The 17,506-nt window shown below is 57.8% G+C and carries 17 protein-coding genes; 8 read left to right on the plus strand and 9 right to left on the minus strand.

Annotated elements, in window-relative coordinates; all coding sequences use genetic code 11:
- Positions 1-3: 3 nt before the first annotated feature.
- The 5 genes from pstB to QP503_RS02940 all read right to left on the minus strand — a co-directional run bounded on the left by pstB (position 4) and on the right by QP503_RS02940 (position 4,104).
- A complete protein-coding gene (gene pstB, locus QP503_RS02920; protein WP_006680820.1) occupies positions 4-759 on the minus strand; it encodes a phosphate ABC transporter ATP-binding protein PstB in 756 nt (251 codons plus the stop codon).
- Positions 756-1,613, minus strand: coding sequence for a phosphate ABC transporter permease PstA (gene pstA, locus QP503_RS02925; RefSeq protein ID WP_006680821.1), 858 nt, complete (start codon positions 1,611-1,613; stop codon positions 756-758). The genes pstB and pstA overlap by 4 nt, the downstream gene beginning before the upstream one ends.
- A 4-nt stretch (positions 1,614-1,617) precedes the next feature.
- Positions 1,618-2,484 carry a phosphate ABC transporter permease subunit PstC gene (pstC, locus tag QP503_RS02930; protein ID WP_006680822.1) on the minus strand — a complete coding sequence of 289 codons (867 nt, stop codon included), beginning with the start codon at positions 2,482-2,484 and terminating at the stop codon, positions 1,618-1,620.
- Positions 2,481-3,287, minus strand: coding sequence for a phosphate ABC transporter substrate-binding protein (locus QP503_RS02935; RefSeq protein ID WP_285101205.1), 807 nt, complete (start codon positions 3,285-3,287; stop codon positions 2,481-2,483). Before QP503_RS02935 ends, pstC begins: the two co-directional genes overlap by 4 nt.
- 115 nt (positions 3,288-3,402) lie before the next feature.
- Complete coding sequence (locus tag QP503_RS02940; RefSeq protein ID WP_103632688.1) at positions 3,403-4,104, minus strand: uracil-DNA glycosylase; 702 nt, start codon at positions 4,102-4,104, stop codon at positions 3,403-3,405.
- Between the two features lie 117 nt (positions 4,105-4,221).
- Here QP503_RS02940 and QP503_RS02945 point away from each other — a divergent pair, with 117 nt between their 5' ends.
- Both QP503_RS02945 and groL read left to right on the plus strand, forming a co-directional pair.
- A complete protein-coding gene (locus QP503_RS02945) occupies positions 4,222-4,824 on the plus strand; it encodes a LytR C-terminal domain-containing protein (RefSeq protein WP_006680825.1) in 603 nt (200 codons plus the stop codon).
- A gap of 278 nt (positions 4,825-5,102) precedes the next feature.
- Entirely contained in the window at positions 5,103-6,728 is a 1,626-nt protein-coding gene (gene groL / locus QP503_RS02950; RefSeq protein WP_285101207.1) for a chaperonin GroEL, read from the plus strand.
- Between the two features lie 216 nt (positions 6,729-6,944).
- On the opposite strand, the gene QP503_RS02955 is transcribed toward groL, so the two are convergent.
- The 4 genes from QP503_RS02955 to QP503_RS02970 all read right to left on the minus strand — a co-directional run bounded on the left by QP503_RS02955 (position 6,945) and on the right by QP503_RS02970 (position 10,754).
- Positions 6,945-7,238, minus strand: coding sequence for a WXG100 family type VII secretion target (locus QP503_RS02955; protein ID WP_006680827.1), 294 nt, complete (start codon positions 7,236-7,238; stop codon positions 6,945-6,947).
- Between the two features lie 141 nt (positions 7,239-7,379).
- Positions 7,380-8,336 (minus strand): HD domain-containing protein, encoded by a 957-nt coding sequence (locus QP503_RS02960; RefSeq protein WP_285101209.1) that lies wholly within the window; start codon positions 8,334-8,336, stop codon positions 7,380-7,382.
- 167 nt (positions 8,337-8,503) lie between these two features.
- Positions 8,504-10,036, minus strand: a complete 1,533-nt coding sequence (locus tag QP503_RS02965) for a sensor histidine kinase (protein ID WP_285101211.1) — start codon at positions 10,034-10,036, stop codon at positions 8,504-8,506.
- A 7-nt stretch (positions 10,037-10,043) separates the two neighbouring features.
- Positions 10,044-10,754 (minus strand): response regulator transcription factor, encoded by a 711-nt coding sequence (locus QP503_RS02970; RefSeq protein ID WP_285101213.1) that lies wholly within the window; start codon positions 10,752-10,754, stop codon positions 10,044-10,046.
- Positions 10,755-10,930: 176 nt separating this feature from the next.
- On the opposite strand from QP503_RS02970, the gene QP503_RS02975 reads away from it, so the two are divergent.
- The 6 genes from QP503_RS02975 (at position 10,931) to QP503_RS03000 (ending at position 17,400) form a co-directional block, all read left to right on the plus strand.
- On the plus strand, positions 10,931-11,413 hold the full coding sequence (locus tag QP503_RS02975) for a PH domain-containing protein (RefSeq protein ID WP_006680831.1): 483 nt from the start codon (positions 10,931-10,933) through the stop codon (positions 11,411-11,413).
- Entirely contained in the window at positions 11,410-13,161 is a 1,752-nt protein-coding gene (locus QP503_RS02980; RefSeq protein WP_257878473.1) for a PH domain-containing protein, read from the plus strand. The genes QP503_RS02975 and QP503_RS02980 overlap by 4 nt, the downstream gene beginning before the upstream one ends.
- A gap of 69 nt (positions 13,162-13,230) precedes the next feature.
- Positions 13,231-14,142, plus strand: a complete 912-nt coding sequence (locus QP503_RS02985) for a Rossmann-like and DUF2520 domain-containing protein (RefSeq protein WP_103632694.1) — start codon at positions 13,231-13,233, stop codon at positions 14,140-14,142.
- Positions 14,143-14,256: 114 nt separating this feature from the next.
- Positions 14,257-15,189 (plus strand): pantoate--beta-alanine ligase, encoded by a 933-nt coding sequence (gene panC / locus QP503_RS02990; RefSeq protein WP_219585639.1) that lies wholly within the window; start codon positions 14,257-14,259, stop codon positions 15,187-15,189.
- 4 nt (positions 15,190-15,193) lie between these two features.
- Positions 15,194-15,616 (plus strand): aspartate 1-decarboxylase, encoded by a 423-nt coding sequence (gene panD / locus QP503_RS02995; protein WP_006680835.1) that lies wholly within the window; start codon positions 15,194-15,196, stop codon positions 15,614-15,616.
- Between the two features lie 191 nt (positions 15,617-15,807).
- A complete protein-coding gene (locus tag QP503_RS03000) occupies positions 15,808-17,400 on the plus strand; it encodes a lysine--tRNA ligase (protein ID WP_219585640.1) in 1,593 nt (530 codons plus the stop codon).
- Positions 17,401-17,506: the final 106 nt, after the last annotated feature.

The following is a 17,506-nucleotide window of genomic DNA, read 5'->3' on the forward strand; positions in this document are numbered from 1 at the left end:
TCCTTATCCGAAGCGGCCGGTGATGTAGGATTCTGTGCGTTCATGTTGAGGGCGATCAAAGACCTCGTGCGTTCTGCCAACTTCGATGAGCTCACCCAGGAGGAAGAATGCGGTGTAGTCGGAGATACGTGCGGCTTGCTGAAGGTTGTGCGTGACGATGACGATCGTGTAGTCCTCTTTCAGCTCGCCGACGAGGTCTTCGACGCGTGCCGTTGAGATCGGATCCAGTGCGCTGGTGGGTTCGTCCATGAGGACGATACGAGGCTCCACAGCGAGCGCTCGAGCAATGCAGAGGCGTTGCTGTTGGCCTCCCGACAATCCCAGAGCGTTTTTGTGAAGACGGTCCTTTACCTCTTCCCAGATTGCGGCTCTGGTGAGTGCTTGTTCGACGATTAGATCAAGGTCCTTCTTCTTACGGATGCCGTGTGTTCGCGGACCGTAAGCGACGTTGTCGTAGATGCTCATTGGAAACGGATTCGGTTTCTGGAAGACCATCCCGATTTCACGTCGTAGATCGTTGACGTCAACGTCCCTGTCAAAGATGTCGTTGCCGTCGTAGCGGACCTCTCCGTTGATACGCACGGTGGGAACAAGGTCGTTCATCCGATTGAGGGTCTTAAGGAATGTTGATTTTCCGCAACCGGATGGGCCGATGAGTGCGGTGACAGTGTTTTCGGGGATGTCGAGGCTAACGTTTTTCAAGGCTTGATGTTCGCCGTACCAGAGGCAGAGGTCGCTTGCACTCATAATCGGATTCATACAGCTCGTTTCCTTTCGAAATAGCGACCTGTTTGCGTCGCGATACCGTTGATAATCAGGGGGAGGATCAGTAATAGCGCTCCAAGTGCGAAAGCGACTGTGAAATCGCCGTTTTCTTTGGCGTAGACGTAGAGACTGACGGAAAGAGTCGCGCCGGGAGAATGGAGGGAGTCGAAGAACCCGTGCACTGTGTGAGCGAAACCCGCCGTGAAGAGCAGAGCCGCGGACTCGCCCAGAATTCTTCCGACAGATAGGATGCAACCGGTGATGACGCCGTCGATGGCCTGAGGAAGAACGACCGTGCGGATTGTCCGCCACTTTCCTGCTCCCAATCCGAATGCGCCTTCGCGATAGCTTTGTGGCACGGATTTCAGGGATTCTTGAGTGCTCCGGATGACGGTCGGAAGATTCATAATGACCAGGGTGAGAGCGCCTGCCAGGAGGGAGGTTCCGATCGTGTTTGAGAACAGGAGCATTCCGACAAGACCAAAGATGATCGACGGGATTCCGGCGAGAGTTTCTGTGGCGTATTCGATGGTCTGAACGATCCGCTTGTTCGTTGCGTACTCGTTCAAATAGATCGCGGCTCCGACTCCCAGCGGGATGACAAAAGCGAGGGTCGCAAGAACGATATACAGGGTGTTCAAAATGTCGGGAAGAATGCCGACTCGCTTGCCAATGTAACTGGGCGCGGTTGAGAGCATTTCCCATGTGATGTGGGGGATTCCTTGCGCAAGGACGTAGATCATCAGGCTGATGGCCAAGGTGACGGTGAGTGCGGTACTCAGGTACATCGCCGTTGAAACAGCGATGGCGTAGATGCGCCGGGACAGGCGTGGTCGTGTGTTCCGCATGCGTTTACTTCTTTTCTTTTTTCACCATGACGTTCAACGAGAGGTTGATTGCCAGAATGAACAGGAATAGAACCAGCGCGATCGAAAACAGAGCTTGGCGTTGGAGTCCGGCGGAATATGACATTTCAGAAGCGACTGCCGTTGTCAGGAACCGTACGGATTGAAACAGTGAATTCGGCATATTTGGCGCATTTCCGGCGACCATCATGACGGCCATGGCTTCCCCGATGGCTCGTCCGATACCAAGAACGATCGATGTTGCGATTCCGCTTTTTGCTGTCGGAACGGATACGCGGAAGATAGTTTCCAGAGGGGTGGCGCCTAGGGCCAGTGAGGCCTCTTCCAGTTCACGAGGCACTGCGTCGAGCGCGGTGATCGACATTTTGATGATCGAGGGCAGGATCATGACTGCCAGCACGATGATCGCTGCGAGGAGTGTCGCGCCGTCCGGCACGCTGAATGTCGCACGGATGAAGGGGACGAGCACGATCATGCCGACCAAGCCGAAGACAACGGATGGCACTCCGGCAAGCAGGTTGACGATTGTTTCTACGCTTCGTCGCAGTCGTAAGGGAGCGATCTTTGCAAGAAATACCGCGGTGAAGAATCCCAGCGGAACGCCCAGAAGGATGGCTCCGGCAGTGCCGTAAATGCTGGAGAGAATAAACGGCGCAATCCCGTAGAGGGGCGGAGTTGAGGTCGAGGCCCACTGGGTTCCGAAAAGGAAAGGAATGACGCCAATCGAGTGGATAGCTGGTAGGCCGGAGACAATGAGGAAGACGGTAATGAGGATGACCGAGAGAACACTGATTGTCCCTAATACGAGGAAAAGGCCGTGGAGGACCTTTTCAAGGTTGCGGGCGTATTTCATGAGTGTGCCGGAACCGCTCCGCTAGACAGGATCAGCTCGTAGGTGTTTTCCGACGTGGCGAAGTCAAAGAACTTTTGTGCGTTCTCAGAAAGAGCGCTTCCTTCCTTCGTGACAAGAACGAAGGGGCGCTGAATGACGTAGGTTCCGTTTTGGGTGTTTTCTTCGGTGGGCTGGACTCCGTCCACGCTCAGAGCGTGGACGGAGTCGTTGACGGAAGCTTCAGCTGCGTATCCGATTGCTGCAGGGTTTTGCGATACGGCGGTGATGACGTCGCCCGTCGAGGTGAGCTCTTGACGGTATTTGTTCTGATCTTCAGTTTGAGTGATGGATTCGAAGCCGTCTCGGGTTCCGGATCCGGCTTCACGGCCGATAAGAACGATCTCCTCATTGTTTCCACCGATCTCAGACCAGTTGGTGATGTTGCCGGTGTAGATGTCGGCAATTTGTTCGACGCTCAGGTCAGTGATGGGGTTGTTGGGATTGACAACAACGGCGATTGCTTCGCGTGCAAGAAGCGTTTCTTTCAGTCCAAGGGCTTTTTCTTCGTCCTTGAGGCTTCGCGATGACAAGCCAATGTCGGTTCGTCCGTCTTTGACCGCTTGGATTCCGGATCCAGAACCCGTCGGGTTGTAGGTGAATGCGATGCCGGTTTCGTTAGTGAATGATTCGCCGAGGCTCCCGATGAGCTTTTCCATGGATGTTGAGCCTTCGGTGGAAACGCCACTTCCTTGGTTGGGAGCGCATGCGGCGAGTGCAAGGGGCAGTAGGGTTCCGGCAGCGAGAGTTGTGATGATTTTCTTCATCAGGTCTTTCTCCTTCAACGTGATCGATGATGACCACGCTCAAGTCTGAAAGACGGATGTAAGGGGCAAAGATGAAGAATGTCAACTCTATGTAAATTTTTCCCGTGCCGATGTTTTAGGGGAGTTGCCAATTGATTGGCGTTGCTCCTTGAGCCCGAAGAAGGTCATTTGCCTTCGAGAAAGGCCTCGAACCAAAAAACCCGCGACGTGCTGACAAAGGGGATGGGTGCACCGACTTGATGATCGGGAAGCGGTTCAGTCGCGGTTCCAGCGTCTGTGCCGGTCGGCCCCAGAGGATTGCCACCAGCGGTTGTGGTGTGCCCTCGTCATCTGTGCGGGCAACAAGAGCATCGATCGCGCATTCGGTGACCTCCTCCCACCCGCGTTTCTGGTGCGAGCCTGGGGCACCCGGGCGAACCGTGAGCACTCTGTTGAGCAGACAGACTCCCTCGCGCGCCCACGGCGTCAAGTCACCGGATGTCGGTCGCGCTAGGCCTAGGTCCGACTCCAGTTCGGTGAAAATATTGACGAGGGACCGCGGAATCGGTGTCCCCGGAGTGACGGAGAAACTGAGCCCCATCGCGTGCCCGGGCGTGGGATATGGATCTTGACCGACGATCAGTACTTTCACGTCGTTAAATGGGTAGGTGAACGCTCGCAGTACATCCGTACCGGCGGGCAGATAGTTGTGCCCGGCTTTGATTTCTTTGCGGAGCATTACTCCCAACTCATGAATCTTGTCTTCAACGGGCGCCAAGGCTTCAGCCCACCCGGGATCGATGAGATTGATAAGCGGTTGAGGAGCAACGTCATTCATATGCTCAGATTAGTGCGATCGAAGCCGCGATGTTTATCTGATTGTGATACGTGGCGAGGCCTCGGCGCGCCGGCGTCTTCTTCGGCATCGAAACGTGCGTGACGTTAGGCTAAAAGGGTGAGTTCAGTTAACCCTCGTGATGAATTTGATGTTGCCGGCGAAGATATGCCTGTCGGTATGCACCGCCCTCAGCCGTCGAAGTGGAAGTCAGTCTGGCCATTCCTGGTCATTCTGATCGTTGTTCCCCTACTGGCTTGGGGAGCAAGTAGCCTTCTGACGAACAGGCCGACCTCGTCGAATACGACTGTCGCCTCTTCAGGGCAATCCGAAGCGCAGTCGGCTCAGTCGACACCTGAAACCACCCAGTCTGCTCCCGCTGAACAGGCTGAATCTGCTCGGTCGGAACCGGTAACCGAACCGGAATCAACGCCCGCCCCGGCGAACGAACCCATCGTTGACACCAACGTGAAGATTTCAGTGCTGAACGGTACCGGCCGAAACGGTTTGGCAGCTCAGACCGCCGAAGAGCTCACCGCAGCAGGCTTTGCCGGTGCCGCGACGGGCAACGCAACCGGTTGGAGAACCGACGTTTCAACCGTTTACTACCAGGATCCGAACTTGGAAGCCAGCGCGCGAGCAGTTGCCGAAGCTGTCGGCATCACGAACGTTCAGCAGTCGAATAACATCGGCGATTCAGATATTGTCGTTCTGTTGAGGTAGTCCCGCTTCGCGCTCTAGGCGCGAACGCGACACTAGCAGGAGTGGTCAGTCGAAAATCGACTGGCCACTTTGCTGTTTGCGCCCACAGCGAACCCCGTTTGCCTCGTCTTGCACTCGAAAGGGGAGAGTGCCAAACTTGAGTTAGCACTCGCCACGGCAGAGTGATAAAACCAGCGGGAAGGTGAGGGGCGTTCGGCATCTGGAAAGGCCAGATGAACAGCGCTCCGTCCGTCGCGGGCACCATCCCCAATCCGCACCGCGGAAGGAAATACACACCAATGGCAAAGATCATTCACTTCGACGAGGACGCACGTCGCGGCATGGAACGTGGCCTGAACCTCCTCGCTGATACTGTCAAGGTCACCCTCGGCCCCAAGGGTCGCAACGTTGTTCTCGACAAGAAGTGGGGCGCCCCCACCATCACCAAGGACGGCGTCTCTGTCGCAAAGGAAATCGACCTTGAGGATCCGTTCGAGCGCATTGGCGCCGAACTGGTGAAGGAAGTTGCTAAGAAGACCGACGACGTTGCAGGTGACGGCACGACCACCGCAACCGTTCTCGCTCAGGCGCTCGTCCGTGAAGGCCTCCGTAACGTTGCAGCCGGCTCGAACCCGATCGCTCTCAAGCGCGGTATCGACCAGGCTGTCTCCGCTATCGTCGAACAGCTCCACAAGGACTCCAAGCCTGTCGAAACGAGCGAGCAGATCGCAGCAACCGCTTCGATCTCCGCTAACGATCTGGCCATCGGCCAGCTGATCGCTCAGGCATTCGAGAAGGTCGGCGCAGAAGGCGTCGTCACCGTCGAAGAAACCAACTCCTTCGATACCACCCTCGAAACCACCGAAGGTATGCGTTTCGACAAGGGCTTCCTGTCCGCCTACTTCGTCACTGACACCGAGCGCCAGGAAGCCGTCCTCGAGGACGCCTACGTACTCCTTATGGACTCGAAGATCTCGAACGTCAAGGACATCGTCCCCGTTCTCGAGAAGGTCATGCAGACCGGCAAGCCCCTGCTGATCGTCGCCGAAGATGTCGAGGGCGAAGCTCTGGCAACCCTCGTCGTCAACAAGATCCGTGGCACCTTCAAGTCCATCGCCGTCAAGGCACCGGGCTTCGGTGACCGTCGCAAGGCAATGCTCCAGGACATGGCAATCCTGACCGGTGGCCAGGTCATCTCCGAAACCGTTGGTCTTTCCCTTGAAAACGCTGATCTTGAACTGCTTGGTCGCGCACGCAAGGTCGTAGTCTCCAAGGACGAAACCACCATCGTCGAAGGCGCTGGCGAAAAGGAAATGATCGACGCTCGCGTCCGTCAGATCCGCCAGGAGATCGACAACACCGACTCCGACTACGACCGCGAGAAGCTCCAGGAACGCCTCGCCAAGCTCTCCGGTGGCGTTGCCGTCATCAAGTCCGGCGCTGCAACCGAGGTCGAACTCAAGGAACGTAAGCACCGCATCGAAGACGCAGTGCGTAATGCTCGCGCAGCCTCCGAAGAGGGCCTCGTCGCCGGTGGCGGTGTTGCTCTGATCCAGGCCGCTGACCGCGCACTGGCAACCCTCGAAGGCCTGCCTGGCGATGAAGCAACCGGCGTGAACATCGTCCGTGTCGCAATCTCCGCTCCGCTCAAGCAGATCGCTGAGAACGCTGGCTTCGAAGGTGGCGTTGTCGCAGATCGTGTCGCAGCAATGGAACCGGGTCACGGCCTGAACGCAGCAACCGGCGAATATGGCGACCTGATGGCAGCCGGCATCTCTGACCCGGTGAAGGTCACCCGCTCTGCTCTGCAGAACGCTGCTTCGATTGCAGGCATGTTCCTGACCACCGAAGCTGTCGTAGCCGACAAGCCTGAACCGCCGGCACCGGCCGGTGGCGAAGACGCCGGCATGGGTGGCATGTACTGAGCCACTGATGCTCGCGCGCGTCTCGCGTAGCTGAAAACAACCGGGGCCGACCCTGAGATGAGGGTCGGCCCCGACTGTCTCTTCAGACCAGTCGAGCAAGTGGTATCAGGCGTGTCTGTGGAACCATCGGCATTACTCAGGCGTCTGATGTTGGCACCTGGAGCAAACGCCAGTAGACAACCCCATCAGACGCTACGTGAGAGCGTGAAATATGGCTTATGCGCCCACAAAAAGGCCTGCGCTCGCGGCCTCGGCGTCTTCGTAGCTTTGGGCTGCAATTTGCATATGAGATCCGATCGTGTCCAAAGATGCTTCGACCTGCGCTTGTGTGGCTTGCCAGGAAGCGACGCATGTCTGAAAATTTGCTTGCGCAGCGCCTGTCCATGAGCCTTCCAAGGCCTGTAGGTCTGCGAGCATCGTCTGAATCTGCGAACGGATTTCGTTGCTGAGGACACTGACGCGCATAGCGCTCGCTGAGATTTGCGAAGAATCGACGGTGAAAACTGCCATGAGAATCCCTTTCCAATCGTGGTGACGCACATTGAAAAATGGTGCGTACGCCCACGCTAGGAAAGAAAGGACGAAGCAGAAACCGGGCGAGCGCTCAATTGTGGATAAGTCTCACCCGCACACAATGTGGATAAGTCTGGCTTATGCCGGGTTTGCCGGCAGATCCATTGCTTCGATCGCGCTTTCAAGGGACGACGTTGTTTCATCGTCTTCTGGAGCGATAGGCTCTGTAGGAATGACGACCTTCGGCAGGGTGCCGGTCATCGTGAGTTCATCTGCCGGAGTTTCGACCGTAGCAACGTTCTTCTTCAGATGGCGTCGCTTTAAGATGATGGTGCCGGTTGTGGTGAGATCCTCTTCGGGGGCGTCGTCGGAATCATCCGTGTCGTCGGCATCGTCATTGTTGTCACCGCACTGGCAGAGTGCGGAGTTGATTTTTGCTAGTTCGACTTCCAGGTTGAAACGGGCGGCGTCTTCCCACGCGCTTCCCAGTGGTGACTGGTAGAGCGGGTCGTAGGACAGGAGCTTGGTAATCAGTGCGCGGCGTGCTTTGAGGAAGGGAGTTTCTTCCAGGTCGGCGAGTTCGTTGCGTAGCTTCTCGCGGTACTTCTTGTATTCCTGTGGGCTTCCGGCCAGCAGTGCGAGGTCGGCGTCCACCAGTACCTGGGCGTCCACATCGTCACGCGGTGCGCGGTGCTTGGCGAGGTATCCGATGAGTTCACCGATACGGTTTGTCACGTCTTCGCTGACGCCGAGCGATTCCATGTGCTCGGTGGTGTTGGCGACGCACTCGTTGACGGTCGCCTGCGGGTCGATGCCCTTGAGTTTCACCGCGATGCAACGGTTGAGGGTTGCGCCTCTGTACCATGCGGCGACGCGGAGGACGTCTGGGTCGTGTGTGGTTGCAGAGAGCTCATCGATGCGCGTAAGAACGTTAATCAGATGATGCAGGTTATGCAGAGCCAGGCGCTCGTCGGACCATTCTTCGACAAGTGCGTGCGCTTCTTGAGTTAGTCGGTCAACCGAGGCGGTTGTGCCGAGTTCAATCATGGCGTCAGTAAACGAGCTGATAAGCCATTGTGGTGCTCCAGCACCCATACGCTCACTCCTGGTTTAGGGATATGCCGAAATCATACTCAGGGGATAGGAATAAGGCATTTCCGGTGGCCTACGTCTCATTGTGGATTGAGGAGGCCTGAGCGTTCTCGAAGTGAAAGAAGCACGTGGCGGGCGCGCTGGGTGCGTGGGGCCTACCGGTCTGGATGCTACTTTTCTACGTCGGTGGGGCTGATGGCTGGTGTGTCCGGGTTCGTGTCCGCGGGGGAGTAGAGGAGCGGAAGTTCGATGCGGACGGTCAGTCCGCCTTCTTTAGTTTTGCTCAGTGTGGCGTTGCCGCGGTGGGCATTGATGATGCCGGCAATGATGGCAAGACCAAGGCCGGAGCCTCCCTGTGTGCGAGCACGTGATGTGTCGGCGCGGTAGAAGCGTTCGAAGACTCGCGATTGGTCTGCTTCTGCGATGCCGGGACCGTGGTCGCGGAATTCGACGACAGCCGTGTCGCCTGTTTTGCCGAGTGCGATTTCGACGGGTGAGCCCGCGGGGGTGTAACGGACGATATTGCCAATGAGGTTGGTGAATACCTGTGATATGCGGTCGCGGTCGGCTTGCGTCACCAGTGTCATGGGTGGTTTGTGTCCGCTGAGAGACGTCAGGGCAACGGAACGAGTGGGGTCCAGTGCCTGCAGGTCAAATACGGCGTTGCCAGCAAGTTTCACCAAGTCGATATCGGTGATTTCAAGGGGGCGTCCCTCATCCAAGCGAGCCAGGGTCAGAAGGTCTTCGACCAGTGAGGCCATGCGCGTTGATTCTGATTGGATGCGTCCCATGACTTCGTCGACGCGTTCATCGGGAACGCCACCCATGGAGTAGAGCTCGCAGTAGCCTGAGATCGCGGCTAGTGGCGTGCGTAGTTCGTGGGATGCATCAGACACGAAGCGACGGATCTTCTGTTCTGACACTTGTCGAGCGTGGAATGATTGCTCAACCTGGGTCAGCATCGCGTTGAGCGACAGGGACAGAGATCCGACTTCGGTGCTTCCCGGTTGGGAAGGAACGCGTTGTGTGAGGTCGCCGGCCGCAATCTTGCCCGCGGTCGATTCGATTTCTCTCAGGGGAAGCAGGGAACGGCGAACCAAAGTGTGGCCCAGGAATGCGCCGACGAAGACGATGACAACACCGGCGATCGAGAAGTAGGTGCCCGTGGTGCGCAGGGTGCGTTGAACGTCTGTCAGAGGAAGAGCGATCGTCATGGTGCCCAGGGGCGTGTTTGCCGTGGAGGACGCATAGAGCGGGAAAGCGACCGCGCGCCAGTTGGAGCCCAGTTTAGTCGAGGGCACGGTAATGGGGTTAGTGATCTCGTCGGAGGTCTCCGGAATCTGCGCAGTTGCAAGCAGATCCGGGATCATGGGTGTTCCCGATGTTTCCAACGTTCCCGGGTAGTAGTAGGTCGTATCGTCGCCGCTTATGAGGCGTGTGTGAATGTAATACAGGGTTGGTAGACCCGAGGTGCCGTCTTTAATCGACGTGTTTTCGCCTCGAATGAAAGAGTTCGCCGTGACGCGCAACTGTTCGTCAATCTGAGACACCAGATGGCGTTGCAGGAGGCCTACCATGACCGTTCCAGACATGATCAGCCCCAGAGCCAATAGGGCTGTAATCAGGCTGACCAGCTGAGTAGAGAGGGGACGACGTTCCCAAAAAGTACGCAGGTGGCCAAGCGGCCCCGAGGAGCTACTCATGTATTCCTCAGTCGTCGGCGCGCAGGATGTATCCGACACCGCGCTTGGTGTGGATCAGTTCGCCGCCTGCACCTTCGACTGCCAACTTGCGACGCAGGTAGGAGATATACGATTCGACGATCGCAACTTCTCCACCCCAGTCGTATTCCCACACGTGATCCAAGATCTGCATCTTCGACACGACGCGTCCCTCATTGATCACCAGGTAGCGAAGAAGCTTGAACTCTGTGGGGGACAGGTCGATTTCGACGCCCGCACGGCTGACCTCGTGCGCATCCTCGTCAATGACCAGGTCGCCGACGCGGAGCTTGCCATCGTCTTCTTCGGAGCCGATGGTGCGTCGCAAGATGGCGCGGATACGGGCAACGACCTCTTCAAGGCCAAAGGGCTTAGTTACGTAGTCGTCGCCACCGACAGTCAGACCCTGGATCTTGTCGCGCATATCGTCGCGTGCGGTCAGGAATAGAACGGGGACTGTCGTTCCTGCTTCGCGCAGGCGACGGGTCACGGTGAATCCGTCCATGTCCGGCAACATGACGTCCAAAACGATCAGGTCAGGGGCCTCGTCCATGGCGATACGGTAGGCGGAGTGGCCATCTTCCGCGGTCAGGACATCGAATCCGGCAAAACGAAGTGATGATGCCAGAAGGTCGCGAATATTCGGCTCGTCGTCAACGACGAGCAGGCGAGCTTCTTCCTCAGTGCCTGTGCGTGTCATATCCATAGTGTGACTGATATTTCTGAATGTTTCCTGAATGGTTTGCGAGAGTCGCATGTGTGCGTGTAAAAGCCCGTTTCTGTGCCACACCATTTATTCAGCACTTATCAACGACCTGTGCATATGGCACGATAGAACTCCAAGAACACACATGAGAGAACCCGAAAGGACCAGCGATGCTCGATCCGATGAGCCCACCCGATGTGGAGTTCCACTCCGTATCGCCCAAGCTTGCCCAGGTCCGCATCATCACGACGATTCTGACGTTCCTGCCTCTGCTCGCCGGCGGAGTCGCGCTCGCGGTTCTCGTTTCGAAGTGGTGGTGGATCGGATTCGCGGTTGTTGTCATCATGATGGTCTGGTCGCTGGCGATTATTCACCGTCAGGTTCGCGCGATGGCATTTGGCACGGGCGATGACGATTTTTTGATCCGCAAGGGCATTATGTTCCGTCGTCTGACGTTGATTCCTTACGGTCGTATTCAGTATGTGGAACTCTCTGAAGGTCCGATTGCTCGCCACTACGGCATCGCAGAGCTGAAGATTCATACGGCGTCCGCATCGACGGATGCGACGTTGAACGGTGTTCCGGTTGCTGAAGCCGCTCGCCTTCGCGACATGCTTGCCGAGCGTGGCACGGCGGAATTGGCTGGCCTGTGAAAAAATCGAATGAATCCGCCCCTTTGCGCGCCACGCAGGGCGGTGTCTCCGACGAGCAGTGGCGCAAACTGCACCCGGCATCTCCGATTATCCATGCGTGGAAGGCGATCGTGGCTCTGCTTGCGGTTGTCACCTATCAGAATTTCGACATGGTTGCCGATATTGCGAATTCTGATTTTGTTCGCCATCAGGCGCTCTCGCTGGTCGTTGGCGTCATTGTCGGTTCGGCCTTCTTGATTCTTCTTGCGATCGCGCTGTTTTCGTACTTCTCGTGGAAGTTCACGTCTTTCGCCGTTGTCGACGAAGGTGTGTATTACCGCGCTGGCATCTTCGTGAAAACGTTGAAGCACGCTCGCCTGGATCGCATTCAGGCGGTCGATATTCATCATCCGTTGCTGGGGCGTATTTTCGGCTTAGGCAAGATCAACATTGAGGTTGCCGGTGGCGGACAGTCGAATGTCGAATTCGGTTTCCTTAAAACACAGGAATTGGATGATGTGCGCGCTGAAATCTTGGCGCGCGCTGCCGGCGTCTACTCTTCGCCAACTTCCGCTTCTGTGGAGGATGTGCCTCAGTCTGATTCCGCCATCGGATCGGGGGACGAGGCCGGCTCCATCGCTCAGACACCGTCATCGGAACAGGACGGTGCCTCGGTTCCTCAGCGTCCGGTGGTCGCTCCCGAACGAGTCCTGTACACGGTTCCTGTGGGCAGGCTTGTTGCTTCGCTGGTGACGAATATGGGCATGATCATTGCGATCCTGGTTGTGCTTGCCATCTTGGTCATGTCGGTTGTTTTGCTGATCAAAGTCGGAATTGAGGGGACGGCGGGTATCTTCGCTGGTTTTGCAGGTATTATTCCTGTCGTCGCTGCAATCTGGAGTCGTTTCGCAGGCGAATTTAACTTCACTGCAGCCGTTTCCCCGGATGGTATTCGCACTCGTTCGGGTCTTCTGGAAACCCGTAATCAGACGATTCCGCCACGTCGTGTCCACGCTGTTCTTGTTCAGCAGCCGTGGCTTTGGCGTCGCTTCGGCTGGTATCGCGTGAAGATCACGCAGGCTGGCTACGGTGGCAAAACCGATAGTGACAAGTCTCAGCGTTCCGCTGACGTTCTTTTGCCGGTGGGCACTCGCGCTGACGCGGAGCTTGCTCTGTGGCTGGTGATCCGTGACTTGGGTGTGACTGACCCCGTTGCTTTCATCGAAGCTGCTTTGAATGGAACGCGCGAAGGGCAAGGATTCCTTCCCGTTCCGATACGTGCGCGCCTGTTTGATTGGTTCTCTTACAGGCGTCGCGCAGTCGCGCTGACAGATACGTGCTTTGTGATCCGCAAGGGCTGGCTGACCTGGCAGACCGGTTTCATACCCGTGGAGCGGATTCAATCCCTGGCGATCATTCAAGGTCCGTGGGAGAAAAGGCGCCAGCTGGTTGGTGTGAATGCTTCCATCGTTCCAGGTAGTGCCCCAGAGTTGGCAGGCCACATTGATGAGGAAGCCGGCGTTGCCTTGCTTGAAGAGCTCCGCGCGAAGTCTCAGCTGAAGCGTGCCAGCGAGCCCGCGGAACACTGGATGCTGCGCGTCACGAAGGGTCTTGACGCCCGTCATCAGGATGATCAGAGCGTCTACGCGCCACAGGATGACCCCTCGTGTGAAAGCAGCGTGACCGTAGGTGAAGATAACTTCGATTGTGATCGCGCCGATGTTCAGCTGGAAGCCGATGAATCGAGCGCGGCCTCGTCGATCGAATAACGGCGGGCGAATATCGACTACCGTTGAAGACGCGCGCCCGCGCACACCATCTACTCAAGGCGGCACATTGTGAGTGAGCAACCAGGCAGGCTTGACGTCGGACTCATCGGCATGGGGACGGTCGGTCCTGTCATCGCTTCCGCTCTACGTTCCGTGGGGCATCGAATCGCCGGCGTCGTCGCGCACACGGACGCTGAGCGTGAGCGTGCGGAGATGATGCTCCCGGGCGTGGCGATCATGGATGAAACCGAGGTAATTGCCGCATCGGGCTTGGTGATTCTGGCCGTTCCCGACGGAGAAATCGAGCCTCTGGTCAAGGGCCTTGCCGACATGGGCGCGTGGAAAATGGGGCAGATCGTCTGCCATCTGGCCGGTCCGTTTGGAACCGGGATTCTGGCGCCCGCGCAGGCGAATGGCGCGATTCCGACCGCGATTTACCCCGTTATGACATTCACGGGTATGAGCCTTGATATTCCGCGTCTGTCGGGTACTCCGTTTGCTGTCAGCGCGCCCGCACCTTTCTTGCCGATCGCGCAGGCGCTGGTTGTGGAAATGGGTGGTGAACCCATTGTTGTCGACGAAGATGCTCGCCCGGCAGTCCACGCGGCGCTCACGCTTGGCACGCTTGGGATCGTGACGGCGGTCGTCCAGTCGTTGGCTGGTCTTGAACGTGCTGGGATTGAGGACCCCGCTCTCTTCGCTTCTTCGCTTCTGGCTGGAACGGCAGAAAAAGCGCTGTCTGAAATTGAGCGGGCTTTTGCGGCTCCGATTGCGAACGGCGATACGCAGGTCATTGCTGAACATGTGAAAGCGCTGGCTGGCCTGCTCGCATCCGACGGTGATCGTGATGCTGGGGGTGATTTCGCGGATATCTACCGCGCGCGTGCGCATCAGGCGACCGACATCCTCTATCGACGAGGCCACCTGAGTGATAGAGCGTGCGACTCGATTAAAACGGCGTTGATGGAAGGCGGGCTCTGACGCTGGTTGTCCGCGTCGTGTTGGCGCAGAATTGGCAGTGCATCAGTCAGAAACGTGGGGGAATACTCGCCCTTAGAGGTCGCATATGAGTCTGCCTACTACGACAATGGAAGTATGACGAAACGACCAGTGCTCACTCATACGCGTGAAGAACTTGCCACAGCGCTGAAGCCATTGACCGGCTCGCGAGCTCTGGTGATGACGATGGGCGCCCTGCATTCGGGGCATTTGGAGCTGGTCAAACAGGCGAAGGCGCACGGTGATCACGTCATCGTCACGATTTTCGTGAACCCCACGCAGTTTGCTCCGGGTGAGGACTATGATGCCTACCCGCGCACGCTCGAAGCGGACATGGACGCGCTTGAAACCGTGGGCGCGGATGTCGTGTGGGCACCGAGCCCCGAAGATGCCTACCCCGAGCCCGTCACCGTTTCGATTGATCCCGGTCCGATTGCTCGCGTCCTAGAAGGCAAGACTCGCCCGACCCACTTCGGTGGGGTTGCGCTGGTGTGCACGAAGGTCATGGGGCTCGTTTGCCCAGATGTTGCACTGTTCGGCGAAAAGGATGCTCAGCAACTTGCGATGTTGCGCCATGTGTTCCGCCAGCTCGACGTGCCGGTGACCGTGATCGGCGTTCCGATTGTGCGTGACACCGACGGCGTTGCCCTGTCCAGTCGCAACCGCTACCTGTCTGACGAAGAGCGTGTCCGCGCTCGTGCTCTCAACCAGAGCTTGACGCTGGGTGTTGAAGCGGGTCGTGCGGGCGCACCTGCCACCCAGATTATTGACGTCATACGAGGCCACCTCGAGGCGACCGGAGATATCGACATTGATTACATTGCGCTGGTCGATGATGGAACCTTCGATATCCTGGGCGCCTACGGATCGGCAGAACTGACGTCGGCTGATTCCTTGCATCCCGCGACCTTGAATCAGGCGGGGGAGCGCGAATATCGTCTGCTGCTCGCAGCCAAGGTTGGCACCACGCGCCTGATCGACAATATGTCGTTTGTGGCGCCCGTTGAACAGGGGAATGCTGGTGAGTGAAATCATGCGCTCGATGATCCAGGGCAAGATCCACCGCGCCACCGTCACGGGTGCTGACTTGCACTACGTCGGTTCGATCACCATCGATGAGGAGCTGCTGGACGCGGCGAACATTGCGCCCGGGCAACGAGTCGACGTTGCAGACGTGAACAATGGCAATCGCCTGTCCACCTACACGATCGCCGGTCCGCGAGGCTCCGGTGTCATCCAGCTCAACGGCGCCGCTGCGCACCTCGTGAACCTCGGCGATCTGGTCATCATCATGGCCTACTGCCAGGTTCCAGAGTCCATGGTGAAAGGCTGGGAGCCTGCCGTCGCATTCGTTGACGCTGACAACCATATTGTCGAGGTCGGGTCCTCAGCGGGGACGGTTCCAGAAGACTCTGATCGCGCTCGCGAACTCGGCCTGAAGTCGTCCGGCACGTAGTGCCTCTGGGCCCTCCCCGCGTCCCTTTTTAAAACGGGCAACGGTGGCATAGACATACGTTGAAGTGCCCGGCCTCGTCGATACGAGTGCCAAGGTGGAATAATCCGCGAACTGACGTTGTGCGATGTGGCACTGCACCCACTCGCGTTCCCTATGCGAAATGGGTGCGGTGATGCCGTTAAACTGGCAGGGTGACTGACGTGAATACAAACCCAGCTGCCCCGGAAAACGACGACGCCCCCGAACAGGTGCGTGTCCGCCAAGAAAAGCGCGAGCGCCTGCTTGCCGAAGGAGGCCAGGCCTACCCGGTCGTCCTGGCGATTACCACTTCGATCGCCGATGTTCGTGAAAAGTACGCTCACCTTGAAACCGGCGAAGAAACTCAGGACGAGGTCGGTATTGCCGGTCGCGTGATGCTTGCTCGCAACGGTGGCAAGCTCTGCTTCGCAACCCTGATGGATGGCGCCGGCAACCGTATTCAGGTCATGCTGTCGGCCGCAGAGGTCGGTTTGGATTCGCTGGCTCAGTACAAGACCGACGTGGACCTTGGTGACCACCTGTTCGTGCACGGTCGCGTCATTTCCTCGCGTCGTGGCGAACTGTCGATCATGGCATGCCCCGGCACCGCGCCCGCCGACCTGTTCACGCCCGGCATCAACGAAGGCGCCCCGGTCCCCGCATGGCAGATCGCTGCAAAGGCGATCCGCCCGCTACCGAAGACCTACACCGGAGAAGACGGCACCGAAATGTCCCTGTCTGAGGACCTGCGTGTTCGTCGCCGCTACCTCGACATGATTGTTCGCCCGGCCGCCCGCGACATGGTGCGTATGCGCGCCAATGTTGTGAAGTCGCTGCGCAACTACTTTGATGAAGCTGGCTTTATCGAGATCGAAACGCCGATGCTACAGAACCTGCACGGTGGCGCGGCCGCACGTCCGTTTTCGACTCACATGAACGCCTACGACACCGAGCTGTTCCTGCGCATTGCGCCCGAGCTCTTCCTCAAGCGTGCGGTTGTCGGCGGCGTCGACAAGGTCTTCGAAATCAACCGCAACTTCCGTAATGAGGGCGCGGACTCTTCGCACAGCCCCGAATTTACGATGCTCGAGGCATACGAAGCCTACGGTTCCTACGACACGATGGCTCGTCGCACCCGTGAGTTCATCCAGAAGGCGGCACGCGACGCCCTGGGCACCGAGGTCGTCACCCTGCCTGACGGTTCGTCCTACGACCTTTCGGGTTCGTGGAAAGAAATCTCGATGTTCGAGGCCACGGCTGACGCTCTTGGTCGTGAGTTCACGGTGAATACTCCGCTGGACGAACTGGTGAAGATCGCCGAAGAACTCGGTGAAGACGTTGCTGACCACTGGGGTCCCGGTAAGGTCGCAGAGGTTATCTTCGAAGTCGCCGTAGGTGACAAGCTGTATGCGCCGACCTTCGTGCGCGACTACCCCGAAGACTCCAGCCCGCTGACCCGCGGACACCGTTCCAAGCCGGGCATCGTCGAGAAGTGGGACCTGTACGTCCGAGGCTTCGAACTGGCGACAGCCTACTCCGAACTCGTCGACCCGGTCATCCAGCGCGAGCGTTTCGAAGCGCAGGCGCTTGTTGCGGCAAAGGGTGACCCGGAAGCAATGGTCTTGGACGAAGACTTCCTGATGGCCATGGAGTACGGTATGCCACCGGCAGGTGGCATGGGTATGGGCCTTGACCGCCTGCTGATGGCTCTGACCGGTCAGGGTATCCGTGAGACCATCACGTTCCCGCTGGTCAAGAAGCTCTGAGCATTCCCGGACCGGCCTCTTGAACGTTGTCATTGATGGGCTTCGTGCGCAGATCGCCTAGAACACGTCCTTGTCAACCGGAGTGTGGTGTCTGCTTGGATAAAGA

It is taken from the genome of Pauljensenia sp. UMB0895 (assembly GCF_030218905.1).
Taxonomy (GTDB): Bacteria; Actinomycetota; Actinomycetes; order Actinomycetales; family Actinomycetaceae; genus Pauljensenia; species Pauljensenia turicensis_A.